Below are 17353 nucleotides of genomic sequence, written 5' to 3'. Positions count from 1 at the left end.
CGTACATGCGTACTAGGCTGGTGGCATCGCTTCGGTCGGGGGAGGTGCATCGTGAGCGACAATTTGATCGACACGTATTCGCGGTTGCATGCTGTGCTCGACGAGATCGCCGATGCATCGTCGGATGCCTGCACTGAGCAAGAGGTCGCGGAGCTGGCGATCACTCATGAGCACGCGGTGCGTCGGATGGGTTCGATGGGGCTGCAGCGCATCCTGGACGTGTCGGATCGCGAGGCATATCGGGCCGTGCAGTGCTCGAAGCTCGATGAGTTCGTCGGCCAGCGGCTGCGGATCGCCAACCCACGCAAGCGGCTGCGGCAGGTCATCGAGCTCGGCCGGCTGCATTCGATGACCGGCGAGAAACTCCCGCCGCGGTGCCCGGAGACCGCCGACGCGTTCGCTGATGGCGACCTCACCCATGAGCATGTCGACGCGGTGCTCGATGTGCTGGCCAAGGTCCCCGCGGCGACACCGTCGGAGGTGCGGGATCTCGCTGAGGAGCAGCTCGCCGAGATCGCGCGGCATCATTCGCCGCGGGACATCACCCGGGCCGGCGCCCGCATCCTGCAGCACCTCGACCCCGACGGCGACCTCCCCGACGAGCGTGACCGGGCCCGGAATCGCAGTGTGTCGATGGGTTCGCAGGACACCCTGGGCATGTCGAAACTGATGGGCACCCTCGATCCGACGACTCGGGCCCTGTTCGAGGTGTTGCTGGCGGCGTGGGCGAAGCCGGGTATGAACAACCCCGACGACGAGGCGTCGCCGCGCGGCGGTGCTGACGATGAGGGTGTTGATACGGACGTGCTGCGGGAGGCGGCGTCGCGGGATTGCCGCACCCAGGCCCAACGCAACCACGACGCCTTCCACGCACTGCTCAAGGCAGCCGCCGACGGCGGACTGTACGGAGCGTCGCATCGGGGGTTGCCGCCGCACATCGTCGTGTCGATCACCGAGACCCAGCTGCGGGAGCGCGCCGGCATCGGCCACACCACGACGGGAACCGACCTGCCGATGTCGGAGATCGTGAAGTTGGCGGCGCAGGCGCAGATGTACCTGGCGGTGTTCGACGACCACACCGGCGAACCGCTGTACTTCGGCCGCGCGAAACGCCTGGCGAGCGAGTCCCAGCGGTTCGTGACGTTCGCCGAATATGGCGGTTGCTCCAAGCCCGGCTGCCCGCGCCCGTTCTCCCACACCGAGGCCCACCACGCCGAACAGGACTGGGCCCAGGGTGGATCCACTGACATCACCGACCTCGCGCCGGCGTGCGGACCGCACAACCGGGCCGTGCACGACGGGCCCGGCGGGTGGCAGACGGTGAAGATCACCGACGGCCCCGACCGCGGCAAATACGGATGGGTCGCCAACGGCACCAGCGACCCACCGCGCACCAACCACCTCCACCGGCCCGACCGGATCCTCGACGACACTGCGCCACCCGATCCCGACTGGTCCGACATCGAACACAAGCTGGAACTGATGCTGGCCGACCACAACGCGTCACCACCGGACCCGGTGATCATCCGCGTCATCGACTACCGCGCACCGATCACGCGGTGAGTCAACGACAACCGCGGCGGCTCCCCGTTGTCACGAGGAACCGCCGCGGTTGTGGTGCGGTGGGCGGAAGTCAGCGGTTGCCGAGCGCGATCGGGCCCTGACCGAAGTTGATGCAACCCGAGAACGTCTGGAAGTCGCCGGCGAAGCCCTGACCGCCGGTGCAGGTGGCCGCGGAGGTCCCGGTCACGGTGACGGTTGCGCCTGGGCCCGCGATGCCGATCGCCAGACCGGGCTTCACGCCGGTGAGGTTCACGATCGCGCCGGGGCCGGACGCGATCGCCGCCGGTGCCGCGAAGTTCTGCGCCTGCGAGCTGGCCTTGCCACCACCGAGTCCGATGGCCAGCGACAGGCCGTTGGCCTTCGCGTTCGCCGACGCGGCGCCCTTCGTGTCACCGATGCCGGCCGACGTGCCGGTGGGTGACGAGGTCGCCGAGCAGTTGTCGGTGACCGAGGTCTGGTTCGGCAGCGCAGGGCACGCGACCGGGGCGGCGGATGCGGGGGCGGCGGCGAAGGCGATGCCGGCACCGGCGAACAGGCTGAACGCACCGACGGTGGCGATGCGACGGGTGGTGGTGGACATGACGACCCCTCTCTCGGATGAACACGTGTGCGAACCATGGTCGTGACGTGCCGACACGGCTCAGGCCCGCGATGGTCACAGAGAGATCACGACACCGACGCGGGCCGGTCACTGCGGATTCTCGACCGCGCACAGAACCTTCAGGAACAGAGATGTTTTTCGCTGCCACGGAGGTCCGGACCGGCTGACCGTGGCGGAGTCGGGTGCTTGGATGACCCCGATGAACGACTACTGCCATCTCTGCGACTCGGATCCGTGCTTCTGCGGTCGACACGGCACGGTCGATGCCCAGGGATCGCAGGCGGCATCTGGTCGCGGCGGACCTCGCGGGATCGATGCGTCTGTGCGGCAGTTCGTCCTCGATCAATACGACGACGGGGTGCTGCGGAACTGGGACGGGTGGCTGGATCTCCTCGCCGACCGATTCGGCCCGGACCGGGCGGGCGTTCGCGGTGTCTGGGAGCGCGTGAGCAATCAACTGCAGCGCGACTGGTTGCTCATCGACGTTCCCGATGGCGACGCCTACCTCCGCAGCCCATCGCACTACCCGCACATGCGGCATCTGTCGGTCACCGAGACGGCCGCCGAGATCCAGGCTCTGATCGCGTCGGGCGGGTGGACGGTCGAGGAGAAAGGGCTTCGAGTGCCGGAGATCCAGAAGCGGATCCCGGGCGTCGTCTACATCAGCGTGCGCGACGCGCTTCATCACCTGAACGAGCGCAACCGGCTCGTGACGACGGTCGCACCCAGCGGCAAGCCGAGTCAGTTCTGGTACGTCCGGCGCGACTGAGGAATGAGACGAGAGAACCCGATCTCGACCACGTGCGGTCGAGACCGGGTGCTTCACGGCGGAGGATGGGGGATTCGAACCCCCGAGGGCTGTTAACCCAACCCGCGTTCCAGGCGAGCGCCATAGGCCACTAGGCGAATCCTCCAGTGCGGAAGATGATAGCCGCGGGCCGGTCGACGGTCACAACGGCGCTGGTCACGCTGCTGATTCGGGTGACGGGATGGTGGCGTCTACACTTGCAGACGGATCCCGCGCGGCGTGCATCCTGTGAACTCCCCCAGGGCCGGAAGGCAGCAAGGGTCAGCGGGCTCTCTCGGGTGCGCGGGGTCCCCTTTACTTTTCCGGGACTGCCCGGCCGCAGGGCCGGTGAGAGGTCAGCGTGAACTTCCACTCGATGAGTGCCGCCGAACTGGGCGCCACCCGCGACGAGCTGACCGACCTCTACGAGAAGCTCCGCGCTGCCGGACTCTCCCTCGACCTCACCCGCGGCAAGCCCGCTCCCGACCAGCTCGACCTGTCGACGCCGATCCTCTCGCTGCCCGGCGACGACTTCCGCGACCCCGACGGCACCGACTGCCGCAACTACGGCGGCCTCGCGGGCCTGCCCGGTCTGCGTCGCATCTTCGGCGAACTCCTCGCGGTCCCCGCTGACCAACTCGTCGCCGCGAACAACTCGAGCCTCGAGATCATGTACGACCTCACCGTGGCGGCGCTGCTGCACGGCACCCCGGACTCCGACGCCCCGTGGTCGCGTCAGACGGTGAAGTTCCTGTGCCCGTCGCCCGGGTACGACCGGCACTTCGCTATCTGCGAGAAGCTCGGCATCGAGATGGTCATGGTCGACATGCTCCCCACCGGACCCGACGTCGAGCAGTGCGCGGAACTCACCGCCGCCGACGACTCGATCAAGGGCATGTGGCTGGTGCCCATGTACTCGAACCCGACCGGCGCCACCGTCACCGACGACGTCCTCCGGTCGTTGCTGTCGATGCCGGCGGCGCCGGACTTCCGCATCTACTGGGACAACGCGTACGCGGTGCACACGCTGACCGGCGAGTTCCACGACCCGTTGCCGATCCTGCAGATGGCGGCCGACGCCGGGAACCCGAACCGTCCCTACGTGTTCGGATCGACGTCGAAGATCACCTTCGCCGGCGCCGGCGTGGCGTTTTTCGGGGCAACGCCGGAGAACATCGCCTGGCACCAGGACAACCAATCGGTGTCGACGATCGGCCCGGACAAGCTGAACCAGTTGCGGCACCTGCGATTCTTCGGCGACGCAGACGGGGTCCGTGCGCACATGCTCAAGCATCGGGAGTTGCTGGCGCCGAAGTTCGCCCTCGTCGCGCGGATCCTGGACGAGCGGCTCGGTGCGTCGAAGGTCGCATCGTGGACCGATCCCGACGGCGGCTACTTCGTCAGCCTCGACGTCCTGGACGGCACCGCTGCGCGGGTCATCGAGCTCGCGAAGGACGCCGGGATCGCCCTCACCGCAGCGGGATCGGCGTTCCCCTACAAGCGCGATCCGGACGACCGCAACATCCGCATCGCGCCCACCTTCCCCTCGCTCGCCGACCTCGAGACGGCGATGGACGGGGTTGCCACGTGTGTCCTGCTCGCCGCGGCCGACTCGTTGCTCGCCGCCGGAGAGAACTGACGCCGGTGACGGCCACCGGTGACCAGACCACCGGTCGACGCGCCCTCCCCGACGTCCCGGTTGCCGGAGTCGTCGTCGCCGCGGTCCTCGGTCTGCTCGCGATCTGGGTGCAGCACCTCGTCACCGCCTACGACGAGCCGTTCTGGGGACTGTTCGACAACCAGCTCGATCTCGACGTCTATCGAGCGGGCGCGCAGACCGTCCTCGACGGCGGGCGCCTCTACGAGGCGAAGCTGTTGGGGCAGATGGACTACACCTACGCGCCGGTCTCGGTGCTGGTGTTCATGCCCTTCGCCGCGGTCCCGTTCCTCGTGGCGCGCATCGTCTGGTCCGTGCTGATCTTCGCGGCCCTCTACTGGGTGATCACGATGTCGTTCCGGGCGCTCGGGCGGGACATCACCTGGCGGCTCCGGACTGTCGCGGTCGCGATCGTGCTCGTGTCGACGCTGCTCGAGCCGGTCCGGAGCACGATCTGGTTCGGCCAGGTGAACATTTTCCTCATGGCGATCGTCCTGTGGGATCTGCTGCGACCCAGCGGGTCCCGCCTGCAGGGCATCGGCGCCGGCGTCGCGGCCGGCATCAAGCTCACGCCGCTCGTCTTCACCCTCTACCTGCTGGTGACACGACGCTCACGCGCGGCGGTGTTGAGTGTCGTCGGGTTCGTCGGGACCATCGCGCTGGCGTTCGCGGTGATGCCGCGCGACTCGTGGCAGTACTGGACCGGTACGTTCCTCGACTCGGACCGCGTCGGCGTCCCGGACACCGTGGGTAACCAGTCGCTGCGCGGTCTCATCGCCAACCTCGGTCGCACCGAGCACCCGTCGACGCTGCTCTGGGTGGTCCTCGCAGGCCTCGTCGCGGTCCTCGGCTTCGGGGCCGCTCGCCGTGCGCACCGTGGCGGTCGGGAACTGCTCGCGATCACGCTCGTCGGGATGACGTCCTGTGCGGTGTCACCGATGTCGTGGGGACATCATTGGGTGTGGCTTGTCCCGCTGCTGGTGATCGGGGTGCACCACCTGCTGAACGGTTCGCGGCTCGTCGCGACGGCTGCCGGGATCGGCCTGATCGCGATGGTTCTCGCCGCATTCGCGTGGCGCACGCGCATCGACGGCGTGATGACGTTCGTGGGCGTCGAGCATCCCTATGCGCTGTACACCGGGCTGTTCTTCAAGAACGGGATCGACACCCTGCGCTGGTTCACGCTGGCGCCCTACTTGTGGATCCTCGTCGTCACGGCCGTGCTCACCCTGGTCCTCGTGCGGCGTGCAGTGCCCGGTGACGCGACGGGCAGCACCGATCCGGTCGTCAGCGCGAGCGGGTCGCCAGCGAGATGACGCGGTCGGTGATCAGCTGTGGTGTGAGTCCGGTGGCCACCACCTGCGCCCGACTGGCCGTGTCGCAGAGGTAGCGCCGCCGTGGTCGTCGCGCGGTGAGCGCGTGCTCGATGCGCGTCGCGACGACGTCCGGGTCGACGGCGCTGCGCTGCATCGCCGGCAGGAGACGACGCATCCCGCTGATCTGCTTCCGGTAGAGACTCCGGTGCTCCTCGCTCATGGCGGCGGTGGCGGCGTCGAAATCGTCGAAGACACCGGTCCACATGTCCGTGTGCGTCGGGCCGGGCTCGACGAGCGAGACCCCGATCCGCCACGGCCGCAGCTCGATCCGCAGCGCGTCGGCGAGGCCCTCGACCGCGTACTTCGACGCGCAGTAGATGCCCGTGCCCGGCGTCGCGACGCGTCCGCTGACCGACGAGACGAACACGATGCGACCGCGGGCGGCGCGCAGTGCCGGCAGCACCGACTGCGTCACAGCCACCTGGGCTGCGACGTTGACGTCGAGCTGGCGGGCCACGTCGGCCCGTGACAGCGCCTCGATCGGCCCGTGGACGGCGATGCCCGCGTTGTTGACCAGCCCGTCGAGGCGATCGGGCAGGCGCCCGGGCAGCGCGGCGACGTCGCTCTCCAAGGTGATGTCGAGTTCGACGGGGACGACGTTCTCGATCGATCCGAGCTCGGCGCGGTGCGCATCGGAACGTGCCGCCGCGTGGACCGTCCATCCCGCTGCGGCGAGCCGTCGGGTGGTCGCGAGACCGATGCCGCGACCGGCTCCGGTGACGAGGACAGCGGGCATGGGATGCACTCCTGATCGGTGAGTCGCGCGCAGACTCCCCCGCGGACGGCGCGCCACGCTATAGCCTGACAGACGCCCGAGCCCCCGATCGAGCCGAGTTCGTACGCGTGACCATCGCCGACACCCGAGTGTTGCCCCGCAGCACAGCATTCGGCGCACTGCTCGTCGTAGTCGCCGGATTCGCACTGTATGTGCAGTACCGCTACATCCCCTGGGACGCGCGGGTCTTCGGCCTGCTCGACAACCAGCTCGATCTTCGGGTCTACCGCGCCGGTGCGTCACACCTGCTGCACGGCCGGCCGATCTACGACGGCATGGTGCTCGGCCACATGGAGTACACCTACCCTCCGTTCTCGACGATCGTCATCGCGCCGTTCGCCCTGATGAGCGGGCGTGCGGCGGGATGGACGTGGCTCGCGCTCGAGGTGGTCGCGCTGCTGTGGGTGGTGTGGGCGAGTTTCCGGAGCCTCGGGCACCGACGGTCGAGCATGCTGATCCTCCTCACGGTCGCGACGGCCGCGGTCGCATCGGTGTTGGAGCCGGTGCGCACCACGGTGTGGTTCGGCCAGATCAACCTCTTCCTCATGGCCGTCATCCTGTGGGACCTGCTGCGGGGGCGTGATTCCCGACTTCGCGGGTTCGCCGTCGGACTGACCGCCGGCGTGAAGCTGACCCCGGCGTTCTTCGTCGTGTACCTCGCGGTCACTCGGCAGTGGCGCGCGGCCGCGACGGCTGTCGTGGTCGGTGTCGCGACGATCGTGGTCGGTGTCGCGGTGACACCGCGACAGTCGTGGATGTTCTGGACCGACAAGATGCTCGACTCCCAGCGCGTCGGAGTGGCCGGCAACCCGGCCAACCAGTCGGTCCGCGGCGCACTCGCGCGGGTGCTGCACACCGCGGACCCGAACACCGCGCTGTGGCTGACGTGCTGTCTGGTCGCGGCGGCGCTGGGTGTCACCGCGGCATACCTCGCGCACCGTCGAGGACACGAGCTGCTCGCCCTCACGCTCACCGGCATGACGACGACGGCCGTCTCGCCGTTCTCGTGGGGTCACCACTGGGTGTGGTTCGTCCCCCTGCTCGTCATCGCGATCGACCTGGTCCTGCGGGCCTGGACCGACGGTCGACGTCTCGCCGCAGCGGTCCTCGTCGTCGCGCCCCTCGCCGTGGTCCTCGACGCGTTCATCTGGAAGTACTTCGTGCCGCAGGGTGTGGGCGGACTGCGGCCCTTCTACGGGATCGGTCTGTTCATGAACCCCGTCCACCCTGCTCTGACGTGGTTCGCGGCGCAGCCGTACCTCTGGGCGTTCGCGATCACAGCCGTCGTGACGATCGCCGTCTGCCTGCGGCCGGTGCGTCATCCACAGGTGGTCACTCCGCCCCCGATCGGCGTCGGAGCGCGCCGGTAGTCTCTACCCGTGGCGCTGTACCGGACCTATCGACCGTCGACATTCGCCGAGGTCGTCGGGCAGGAACATGTGACCGAACCGCTGTGCCGAGCGCTCGACTCGGGTCGCATCAACCACGCCTACCTCTTCTCCGGGCCGCGCGGCTGCGGCAAGACGTCGTCCGCGCGCATCCTCGCGCGGTCGCTGAACTGCGTCCAGGGTCCGACGTCTACGCCGTGCGGGGTGTGTGATTCGTGTGTCGCCCTCGCGCCGGGCGGCCCCGGCAACCTCGACGTGATGGAGCTCGACGCGGCCAGCCACGGCAACGTCGACGACACCCGTGACCTCCGCGACCGCGCGTCGTACACGCCCGCGACCTCGCGCTACCGCGTGTTCATCATCGACGAGGCGCACATGGTGTCGAGCGCAGGCTTCAACGCGCTGCTGAAGGTGGTCGAGGAGCCGCCGGAGCACCTGATCTTCATATTCGCGACCACGGAGCCCGAGAAGGTGCTCGCGACGATCCGGTCGCGCACGCATCACTACCCGTTCCGTCTGCTGGCACCGCCGGTGATGCGCGGCCTGCTGGAGTCGATCTGCGCGCGTGAGGGCGTCACCGTCGACCCGCTGGTGTACCCGCTGGTCATCCGGGCGGGCGGCGGATCCCCGCGTGACTCGCTGAGCGTGCTCGACCAGTTGCTCGCCGGCGCAGACGACAGCGGCGTCACCTATGAGCGGGCGCTCGCCCTGCTCGGCGTCACGGACGTCGCACTGATCGACGCTGCGGTCGACGCACTCGCCGACGGCGACGGCGCTGCGCTGTTCTCGGCGGTGGAACGGCTCGTCGACGCCGGCCACGACCCCCGGCGCTTCGCCGTCGACCTGCTCGAACGCTTTCGCGACCTGATCCTGTTGCAGGCCGTCCCCGACGCGGCCGATCGTGGACTGGTCGAGGCCCCCGGCGACCAGCTCGAGCACATGCGCGACGAGATCGCGCGGATCGGTCCCGCGACCCTCACCCGCTACGCGGAGACGGTGAACGCCGCCCTCGGGGAGATGCGCGGGACCACCTCGCCGCGGCTGCTGCTGGAGGTGATGTGCGCGCGGATGCTGCTGCCGGCCGCGACCGATGAGGAGTCGGCCATGTTGCAGCGGCTCGAGAGGATCGAGGCGCAGCTCGCAGGCGGCGCCCCAGCGGTGACGGCTCCGCCCGCAGTCCGCGACGTCCCCGCATCTGCGACGGGAGTGGTGTCCCCGGCGCCCGTGGCGGCCCCGTCCGATCCGTCTCGCGCCGAGTCCGGATCGCGATTCGTCCGCAAGTCGCAGCAGATACCAGCCCCCGAGCCCGAACCGGATGCTGCCGCACCCGAACCGGTTCCGGCGCCCGAGCCCACGCCCGAGCCCACGCCCGAGCCCTCCCCGGCGCCCGCGCCCGACCCGACACCGGAGCCCGCCGCCGCGGCAGCGCCGCCTGTCCCGGAGCCCGCACCGCAACCCGAGCCGGAGCCGGCACCGGAGCCGGTCGTCGAGGCGGCGCCCGAACCCGAGCCTGAACCCGCACCGGAGCCCGAGCTCGAGCCGGGACCTGAGCCGGATCCGGTCCCGGAGGCGGCGCCCGCCGCGGAACCCGCTGCGGATGCGGCGGCTGTCGACGTCGAGGCGGTCCGCGCCGCGTGGGGCGACATCCGCGCGAAGGTGGGCGAGAACGACAAGGTCATCCAGGTGATGCTGTCGGCGGCCGTGGTCCGGGCCGTCGAGGGGAACACCCTGGTCATCAGCCACGACACCGCGCCCCTCGTCGCGCGACTCTCCGATGCCCGGGCATCGTCGGCGGTGGGTACGGCGCTGAGTCAGATCTTCGGCGGCGACTGGTCGATGCGCTGCGTGCACATGCCCGCCGACGCCGCACCCGCGGCACCGCCGGCCGGGCGGGGCGGCGCCGGTCGGCCCGCCAAGGCTGCGGCCCCGACCTACACCCGGCGTGGCCGTTCCGCGGAGGCGTCACCGCCGTCGAACGACGACGAACCGCCGCCGGAGGAGCCTGCGCCGGAACCGGGGCCACCCGTCGCCGACGAGGACCTCAGTGACGCCGAGCGCGACGAGATGATCGCCGACGCCCGCGACAGCGACCCGGATCCGCACCACGATCCCGACACCATGGCACTCGAGCTCCTGCAGTCGGAACTCGGAGCCCGCCGGATCGACTGATCGCCACCGCCGCTGGCGCCCCGGCGCCGATCCGCCGAGCTGCATCAGATTCGCTCGAACGTGCACTTGTTCTGGGCGCTCCGACATCGACTGCACGATCGACAGGATCTGCCGCACGGTGGGCGAAATCTACTGCACGGTCGGCGAGGTGGACCGGAGCGGTCGCAGTGAGTCGACTCCGGGGCTACGGGTCAGGCGCTCCACCACGGACGCAGGGGCAGGCCGTTGGAGCCGTCGTCGTGGAGGCGGACCGCGAGGACCTGGTGCAGCTGGATCACGTTGCGCTCGAACCCGATCCGGCAGGCCGCCATGTACAGCCCCCACAGCCGTGCGGTCGACTCGTCGACCTCGGCGACCGCCGCGTCCCAGTTCTCGACGAGGTTGCGATTCCAGTCGCGCAGCGTCATCGCGTAGTGCTCGCGCAGGTTCTCCTCGTGCAGGACCTCGAGGCCGCCGAGGTTCTGCATCGCGCTGATGATGGTGCCGGAGCCGGTCAGCTCACCGTCGGGGAAGACGTAGCGGTCGATGAACGCGCCCGCCTTGTGCTTGCCCTTGTTGTCGGGCCGCGTGATGCAGTGGTTGAGGATCAGGCCGCCGGGCTTCACCTTGTCGTACATGAAGCCGAAGTACGACGGGTAGTTCGCGACACCGATGTGTTCGGTGAGGCCGATCGACGAGACCGCGTCGAAGCCGCTCTCGGTGATGTCGCGGTAGTCGCTGTGCCGGACCTCGGCGAACTCGGCGAGGCCTTCGTCGGCGATGGCCTTCTGTGCCCAGTCGGCCTGCTCGGCGGACAGGGTCGCACCGATGGCGTGGACACCCTGGCGGGCGGCGTACCGGACCATTCCGCCCCAGCCGCACCCGATGTCGAGCAGACGGTCGCCGGCCTTGAGGCCGAGCTTCTCGAACACGAGCCGGTACTTGTTGTCCTGCGCGGTCTCGAGGCTCGCGTCACGCTCGGGGTAGCAGGCACAGGTGTAGGTCATCGACGGGCCGAGCACGTACTCGTAGAACGTGTTCGAGACGTCGTAGTGGTGGTGGATGGCCTCGGCGTCGCGGGTCTTGCTGTGCCGCAGACCCTCCGCGATCCGACGCCAGCGCGGCAGTGCCTCCTGCGCGGGCGGGGCGACGGGCTTGAAGTGCTCCAGGCCCAGCGACCGGGCGATGGCCGCCAGCGTCAGCGCGTCGGGACGGGCGAAGCTGACGGTGTCGCTCAACGCCTTCAGTGCGTCGTACGGGTCACCGGGCGGGCTGCCGTGGAGCTTCAGGTCACCGGCGATGTACGCGCGAGCCAACCCGAGGTCTCCGGGAGCCGTGGCGAGGTAGGTGGTGCCGCGCTGGCTGACGAGGTCCAGACCGTACTGCGCGTCCTCGGGTCCGGCGGTGCTGCCGTCGTAGGCGGTGATCCGCACACGCAGGTCTCCGCCGGCGATGGTCTCGACGATCTCCGCCAGCGTCATCTTCGGCGGGTCGAGCAGAGCGCGGGCGGTCTGGTGGTCGGCGCGGGAGCGTTCGCGGGATGTCGTCATCGGGTCACCATCACTGTCGTCTCACGGCTTTCGCGTACAGGTCGAGCAGGCGCGACCCGGGGTCGTACTGCTTCTTGAGGAGGCGGTAGGGCTCGCCGCCGTACAGCTCGTCGAACTCCGCCTCGTCGTAGAACGCGTCGGAGTAGAGCGACTTGTGTCCGTCGAGGTCGGACACGGTGGCCTCGATGAGCCGGTTGGCGCGACCCTCGGGTGCGCCGGGCTCGATGGGCACCGCGGACCAGAATCCGACGTTGACGTAGGTGCGATGCGGCTCCAGCGGGTAGAGCGGCCACGGCCGTGCCGAATCGGCGCCCACGGGGGCGGGATCGAGAAGACGCAACGGGCACAACCAGATCGGTTCGATCGGGATGTTCTCCAGGAACCAGGTGACGAACTCCGCGGTGCGTTCGATGGGCACCTCGATGTCCTGCACGACGCGCTCGTTCGCGGGGAGTCCCTTACGGGCGTTCAGGCGATCGGCGATGTCGTACTTGTGGTCGAGGCCGATGAGCTTCCAGTAGAAGCTGCTGCGCAGCAGGCGTTTCGGCCACAGCCGACGGATGCGCGGGTTCTGCGCACCGAACGCGCGCGAGCACCAGAACCAGTCGGTGTCCCAGCGCCACAGGTAGTCGTGGATCGTCAGGCGGTCCCGGATCGGTGTCTGCGCAGCCGCGTGCTGGATGGACCGGTAGAAGATCTCCATCCCGGTGTAGTCGCTGACGGCGCCGGCGACGTCGGTCTGTCGTCCCAGTGTCAGGTAGCTCTCGGAGGCAGTGAAGACGACACCGTCGAGGTAGTCGACGGTCTCGCCGTCGTGTTCGCGCGTGGTGACGATGCGGTCCATCGCCGCCTGGAGTTCCGCGACGTCGGTGAAACGGATGTGTCGCAACTCGACGAACGGCTGCACACGTTCGAGTCGGATCTTCAGCCGCGTCGCGTACCCGAGCGTCCCGTAGGAGTTGGGGAACCCGAAGAACAGCGCGGCGTCCGGGCCGTCGGGCGCTGCGGTGACGATCTCTCCGCTGCCGGTGAGGATGTCCATCTCGACCACCGACTCGTGCGGGAGGCCGCTGCGGAACGACGTGCTCTCGATACCGAGACCGGTGACCGCGCCGCCGAGCGTGATCGTCTTCAGCTGCGGGACGACGTAGGGGGCGAGACCGTAGGGGAGCGTCGCCGCCACGAGGTCCTCGTAGGTGCACATCCCCGCGACGTCGGCGGTCAGCTCGTCGGGATGCACCTCGATCACGCGGTCGAGACCGGAGACGTCGAGACCGGGGTGGGGATTGGCCGCGCGACGGCGGAAGAGGTTCGACGTCTTCTTGGCCAGACGCACCGTCGCATCCGGAGGGATCGCGCGGTAGCTCGCCTGCAGGGTGTCGACGCCGCGGGAGAAGGCCTCCCAGCCCATCTCTCGCCCGTCCGTCCCAGCGCCGTCCGCAGTCATCACCGCTGAGCCTAGGACCCCGGGCAGGCGGCTGCCAGACGGGCCCCGTGGCACGATCACGGCATGGATGCCTCGTCGTTGCGGGAGCTGCAGAAGCCGCTCAAGGACACGTACAAGACCGACCCGTCGGCTGCTGTCGCACAGGTACACGCGCATGGGAGCTTCGCCGACGGCGGTATCACCGCCACGGTCGACACCTGGGCGGGTCCCGTGCGCGCGGGTTTCCACCCGACCACCGGCGGCGACGGCAGCGATGCCTGCTCGGCCGACATGCTTCTGCAGGCGCTCGTCGGGTGCGCGGGCGTGACCTTCCGCTCGGTCGCGACGGCCATGTCCATCGATGTGCAGGACGTCTCCGTCCGTGCCGACGGGACATTCGACGCCCGCGGGACGCTCGGTACCGACCGTGAGGCCCGCGTCGGCATGTCCGACATCGCCCTCACCTTCACCTTCGACACCAGCGCCGAGGATGCGAAGGTCGACAAGCTGCTGGAGCTGACCGAGCGGTACTGCGTCGTCGCGCAGACCCTCAACGTCCCGGTCACGATCAAGCGGGGCTGAGCGCTCCCCGTACCCTGTGTCCCGAGAACGCACCCGAGAAGACGCAGGAGTGACGACGTGGCACAGGTGACCGCAACCCAGTCGATCGACATCGCGGCCGCGCCCGACGCGACGCTGGCCGCCCTCGCCGACTACGCGACGGTCCGCCCGCAGATCCTTCCCGAGCAGTACCTCGACTACCAGGTCGTCAGCGGTACCTCGGGCAGCGGGACCGTCGCACAGTGGACGCTGCAGGCCACCAAGAAGCGGTCGCGGAACGTCAAGGCCACCGTCGCCGTCCAGGGGTCGACGATCACCGAGACCGACGCCAACTCGACGATGGTCACCACCTACACGGTGACGCCGAGCGGCTCGGGCTCATCGGTGTCGACGACCACGTCGTGGCAGGGCGCCGGTGGCATCGGCGGGTTCTTCGAGAAGACCTTCGCACCGAAGGGCCTCAACCGGATCCAGGCCGCGCTGCTCGGCAACCTGAAGTCGCACCTGGAGAAGTAGTGGCCCGTCGACGCCGCCCGGTGCCGTTGCCGGCGCGGGACGGTGTCGACGCGACGCGGATCGTGCCTCGGGCCGACGGGACCGCGTTCGACGCTCTCCGCACGGCGTCGGCGCTCTTCGATCTGTCCGACGACGCGCTGCGTGATCGGTTCGTCCGCGGCGAGGTGCTCGATGGCGACGGACGCGCCCTGTCCGCGGACGAGACCGTCGCCGCGCGGCGACCGCTGTGGATGTACCGGGACCTGCCGTCGGAGACGCCGATCCCGTTCGCGATCGAGATCCTGCACGCCGATGACGACATCGTCGTCGTCGACAAGCCGCACTTCCTGGCGACGATGCCGCGCGGCGCGCACGTCGCGGAGACCGCGCTGGTCCGCCTCCGACGGCTGCTCGACGACGACGCGGTGAGCCCCGCGCACCGTCTCGACCGTCTGACCGCGGGCGTCCTGCTGTTCACGCGTCGGCGCGAGGTCCGTCGCGCCTACCAGGAACTCTTCGCCGACGGCCGCGTCGAGAAGGAGTACCGCGCGATCGCTCCCGAGCCGCCGCCGGGGCCGACGCCGCCGTGGTCGGTCGCCGACCGGATCGAGAAGACCGCCGGTGACCTCCGGGCACGCGTCGTCGACGGTCCGGTGAACGCCCGGTCCCGGATCGAGGTGGTCGGGCCGGGGCCGGAACAGGGGGCCGCTGAGTACCGGTTGCTCCCACAGACCGGACGGACCCATCAGCTGCGGCTGCACATGGCGTCTCTCGGGGTGCCCATCGTGGACGACCCGCTCTATCCCGAGGTGCGTCCGGACCTCGCCGCACTCCCGGACGAAGGCGACTTCAGTCGACCGCTGCGCCTCGTCGCGAAGCGCCTCGCCTTCGACGACCCGCTGACCGGTCACCGTCGGGAGTTCGTCTCCCGACGGTGACCCCACCGGTCCCCGACCGTGCACCAGATCCCGCCCAGCGTGCGGTAGATCCCGCCGAGCGTGCACACCGTCCGGGACCGGATGTATCGAGTGCACAGTGGCGCGCATCGACTGCACGGTCGAGGTGGTTCGCTGGGCTCAGTGCGACGATGGGCGCGTGATCGTCGCGTCGTACGACCGCCTGGAGCGGCACGGGATCGAGGCCGTCATCTTCCTCGACACCGAGAGCAGCGAGTGCTTCCAGATCCAGCGGTCGCTGCCCGCCCCGGTCACCGACACCGCTCCGACGTACCAGCTGAGCACCGGTGTGTCGGCGCCGCTCGACGGCGGGATCGTCGACTGGCGGCGCGTCGACGACCGCTTCGAGTTCGCCCTCACCGCGCGCGCCGCGCGGATCTTCGGCGGAGCCGACGTGCTCTCCTTCGTCGCCGAGCCCACCGACGGCATGACGCTGGAGGACATCGCCGACCACGTCGAGCGCATCCTCCGCTGACCTGTCGCACCGGGCCACTACCCTGGCGTGAGTGGATCCCGAGAACCCGATGGCAGGTCTGCTCGAGCAGGCGCAGAAGATGCAGCAGCAGCTCTTGGAGGCGCAGACCCGGATCGCGCAGACCGAGCTGACCGGCACCGCCGGCGGCGGTCGCGTGACGGTCACCGGGACCGGCCAGGGAGATGTCACCAGCGTGACCATCGACCCGTCCGTCGTCGACCCGTCCGACGTCGAGACCCTGCAGGACCTCGTCGTCGGCGCCCTGGCCGATCTGGCGCAGAAGCGCGACGAGCTGACCGCGACCACCATGGGCCCGCTCGCCGGTGGGCTCGGCGGCGGCATCCCGGGCTTCGGCGGCCCTGGTCTGGGGCAGTGACAGGCCCGTGTACGAGGGGCCGATCCAGGATCTGATCGACGAGCTGGCCAAGCAGCCAGGACTCGGTCCCAAGGGCGCGCAGCGCATCGCGTTCCACCTCCTCGGCGGCGAACGCACCGACATCGACCGCCTGATCGCGGCGCTCGGCAACGTCCGCGACAACGTCACCTTCTGCGCAGAGTGCGGAAACGTCTCCGCCCAGAAGCTGTGCCGGATCTGCTCGGACGCGCGGCGCGACGCGACGAAGATCTGCGTCGTCGAGGAGCCGAAGGACGTCCAGGCCATCGAACGCACCAAGGAGTTCACGGGTCGCTACCACGTGCTCGGCGGGGCTCTCGACCCCCTGGGGGGCGTCGGTCCGGACCAGCTCCGCATCCGGGAACTGTTGCGACGGTTGGCCAATCAGACCGACGGTGTCGACGTGACCGAGGTGATCGTCGCGACCGACCCGAACACCGAGGGTGAGGCGACGGCGACCTACCTGGTGCGGATGCTCAAGGATTTCCCCGGCCTGTCGGTCACGCGGCTGGCCTCGGGTCTGCCGATGGGCGGTGACCTCGAGTTCGCCGACGAGTTGACCCTCGGCCGCGCGTTGTCGGGTCGTCGCATCCTGACGTGACCGGATTCGACGTCGAGGCGACTGCGGCGTCGGTCGCGGCCGATCTCTCGACGGGCATCGTCGTGATCGACGGGCCGTCGGGCGCAGGCAAGTCCACCTTTGCCGACGCGTTGATGGCCGCGCTCGCCGCGCAGAGGACCCCGGCGGCGCTCGTGCGGACCGACGAGTTCGCCACCTGGGACGATCCGGCCGGCTGGTGGCCGGAGCTCGATCGCGAGGTGCTGCGGGCGTTCTCGCGCGGCCACGACTTCCGCCATCGCCCGCGCGTGTGGTCGGGCGACACAGCCGAGCCCGGGCCGCGTGTGTGGCGACGGTGGGAGCCGCTGCTGGTCGTCGAGGGGGTGACGTCAGCGCGCCGTCGCGTCGCGGACCGTGTCGCGCTCGCGCTGTGGATCGACGGGGAGGACCGCGAGACGCGCCTGGAGCGCGCCGTCGCCCGCGACGGGGAATCGGCCCGGCCCCACCTTTGCCGCTGGCAGGACTTCGAGGCCGGCTGGTTCGCCGTCGACCGCACCCGCGAGCGGTGCACGGTTCTCGACTGAAACAGCGCGCCGGGCCGATAGCATCCGCGGGATGACAAGACATCCTGTGTTCAACTGT

Annotated in this window: 17 protein-coding genes, 1 tRNA gene and 1 other RNA gene; 14 read left to right on the top strand and 5 right to left on the bottom strand. The window is 69.5% G+C overall.

The genetic code is table 11. The features are described from left to right. Positions 1–51 precede the first annotated feature (51 nt). Positions 52–1563, top strand: coding sequence for an HNH endonuclease signature motif containing protein (locus tag Q1A98_RS00445; RefSeq protein ID WP_299569027.1), 1512 nt, complete (start codon positions 52–54; stop codon positions 1561–1563). Between the two features lie 70 nt (positions 1564–1633). Here Q1A98_RS00445 and Q1A98_RS00440 read toward each other — a convergent pair whose 3' ends face one another. Then, positions 1634–2143, bottom strand: coding sequence for a DUF6764 family protein (locus tag Q1A98_RS00440; protein ID WP_299569026.1), 510 nt, complete (start codon positions 2141–2143; stop codon positions 1634–1636). A gap of 211 nt (positions 2144–2354) precedes the next feature. Here Q1A98_RS00440 and Q1A98_RS00435 point away from each other — a divergent pair, with 211 nt between their 5' ends. Next, positions 2355–2933 (top strand): hypothetical protein, encoded by a 579-nt coding sequence (locus Q1A98_RS00435; protein ID WP_299569024.1) that lies wholly within the window; start codon positions 2355–2357, stop codon positions 2931–2933. Between the two features lie 59 nt (positions 2934–2992). Here the strand turns inward: Q1A98_RS00435 and Q1A98_RS00430 are convergent. Continuing rightward, positions 2993–3078 (bottom strand) — tRNA-Ser (locus Q1A98_RS00430). A gap of 96 nt (positions 3079–3174) precedes the next feature. Between Q1A98_RS00430 and ffs the strand changes: the two genes are divergently transcribed. From ffs to Q1A98_RS00415, 3 genes are all read left to right on the top strand, one after another. After that, positions 3175–3269, top strand: an RNA gene (ffs, locus tag Q1A98_RS00425) — signal recognition particle sRNA small type. Positions 3270–3312: 43 nt separating this feature from the next. Continuing rightward, a complete protein-coding gene (locus Q1A98_RS00420) occupies positions 3313–4590 on the top strand; it encodes an aminotransferase class I/II-fold pyridoxal phosphate-dependent enzyme (RefSeq protein ID WP_299569022.1) in 1278 nt (425 codons plus the stop codon). 5 nt (positions 4591–4595) lie between these two features. Then, positions 4596–5924 carry a glycosyltransferase 87 family protein gene (locus tag Q1A98_RS00415; protein WP_299569020.1) on the top strand — a complete coding sequence of 443 codons (1329 nt, stop codon included), beginning with the start codon at positions 4596–4598 and terminating at the stop codon, positions 5922–5924. On the opposite strand, the gene Q1A98_RS00410 is transcribed toward Q1A98_RS00415, so the two are convergent. After that, positions 5896–6720 (bottom strand): SDR family NAD(P)-dependent oxidoreductase, encoded by an 825-nt coding sequence (locus Q1A98_RS00410; RefSeq protein WP_299569019.1) that lies wholly within the window; start codon positions 6718–6720, stop codon positions 5896–5898. The two genes, Q1A98_RS00415 and Q1A98_RS00410, sit on opposite strands and share 29 nt — an antisense overlap. A 107-nt stretch (positions 6721–6827) precedes the next feature. Between Q1A98_RS00410 and Q1A98_RS00405 the strand changes: the two genes are divergently transcribed. Both Q1A98_RS00405 and Q1A98_RS00400 read left to right on the top strand, forming a co-directional pair. Next, a complete protein-coding gene (locus Q1A98_RS00405; RefSeq protein WP_299569017.1) occupies positions 6828–8129 on the top strand; it encodes a glycosyltransferase 87 family protein in 1302 nt (433 codons plus the stop codon). A 9-nt stretch (positions 8130–8138) separates the two neighbouring features. After that, positions 8139–10316 (top strand): DNA polymerase III subunit gamma and tau, encoded by a 2178-nt coding sequence (locus tag Q1A98_RS00400; protein WP_299569016.1) that lies wholly within the window; start codon positions 8139–8141, stop codon positions 10314–10316. A gap of 191 nt (positions 10317–10507) precedes the next feature. Here Q1A98_RS00400 and Q1A98_RS00395 read toward each other — a convergent pair whose 3' ends face one another. Both Q1A98_RS00395 and Q1A98_RS00390 read right to left on the bottom strand, forming a co-directional pair. After that, on the bottom strand, positions 10508–11845 hold the full coding sequence (locus tag Q1A98_RS00395; protein WP_299569015.1) for a class I SAM-dependent methyltransferase: 1338 nt from the start codon (positions 11843–11845) through the stop codon (positions 10508–10510). Between the two features lie 10 nt (positions 11846–11855). After that, a complete protein-coding gene (locus Q1A98_RS00390; RefSeq protein ID WP_299570453.1) occupies positions 11856–13256 on the bottom strand; it encodes an FAD-binding oxidoreductase in 1401 nt (466 codons plus the stop codon). A gap of 99 nt (positions 13257–13355) precedes the next feature. Between Q1A98_RS00390 and Q1A98_RS00385 the strand changes: the two genes are divergently transcribed. From Q1A98_RS00385 to Q1A98_RS00355, 7 genes are all read left to right on the top strand, one after another. After that, positions 13356–13853: an OsmC family protein gene (locus tag Q1A98_RS00385; protein ID WP_299569014.1), complete on the top strand. Its 498-nt coding sequence runs from the start codon at positions 13356–13358 to the stop codon at positions 13851–13853. Between the two features lie 57 nt (positions 13854–13910). After that, positions 13911–14348 carry an SRPBCC family protein gene (locus Q1A98_RS00380; RefSeq protein WP_299569013.1) on the top strand — a complete coding sequence of 146 codons (438 nt, stop codon included), beginning with the start codon at positions 13911–13913 and terminating at the stop codon, positions 14346–14348. Beyond that, positions 14348–15265, top strand: a complete 918-nt coding sequence (locus tag Q1A98_RS00375) for a pseudouridine synthase (protein ID WP_299569012.1) — start codon at positions 14348–14350, stop codon at positions 15263–15265. The genes Q1A98_RS00380 and Q1A98_RS00375 overlap by 1 nt, the downstream gene beginning before the upstream one ends. Before the next feature lie 157 nt (positions 15266–15422). Continuing rightward, positions 15423–15758 (top strand): hypothetical protein, encoded by a 336-nt coding sequence (locus tag Q1A98_RS00370; protein ID WP_299569010.1) that lies wholly within the window; start codon positions 15423–15425, stop codon positions 15756–15758. A 49-nt stretch (positions 15759–15807) separates the two neighbouring features. Next, on the top strand, positions 15808–16134 hold the full coding sequence (locus tag Q1A98_RS00365; RefSeq protein WP_299570451.1) for a YbaB/EbfC family nucleoid-associated protein: 327 nt from the start codon (positions 15808–15810) through the stop codon (positions 16132–16134). A 7-nt stretch (positions 16135–16141) separates the two neighbouring features. Next, positions 16142–16753, top strand: a complete 612-nt coding sequence (gene recR, locus Q1A98_RS00360) for a recombination mediator RecR (RefSeq protein ID WP_253655903.1) — start codon at positions 16142–16144, stop codon at positions 16751–16753. Continuing rightward, on the top strand, positions 16750–17295 hold the full coding sequence (locus tag Q1A98_RS00355; protein ID WP_299569008.1) for a hypothetical protein: 546 nt from the start codon (positions 16750–16752) through the stop codon (positions 17293–17295). The genes recR and Q1A98_RS00355 overlap by 4 nt, the downstream gene beginning before the upstream one ends. The last annotated feature ends 58 nt before the right edge of the window (positions 17296–17353 follow it).

It is taken from the genome of uncultured Williamsia sp. (genome assembly GCF_947494875.1).
Lineage (GTDB): Bacteria > Actinomycetota > Actinomycetes > Mycobacteriales > Mycobacteriaceae > Williamsia_A.
The sequence above is the reverse complement of the archived record's forward strand: the minus strand, read 5'-3'. Positions and strand labels throughout refer to the sequence as shown.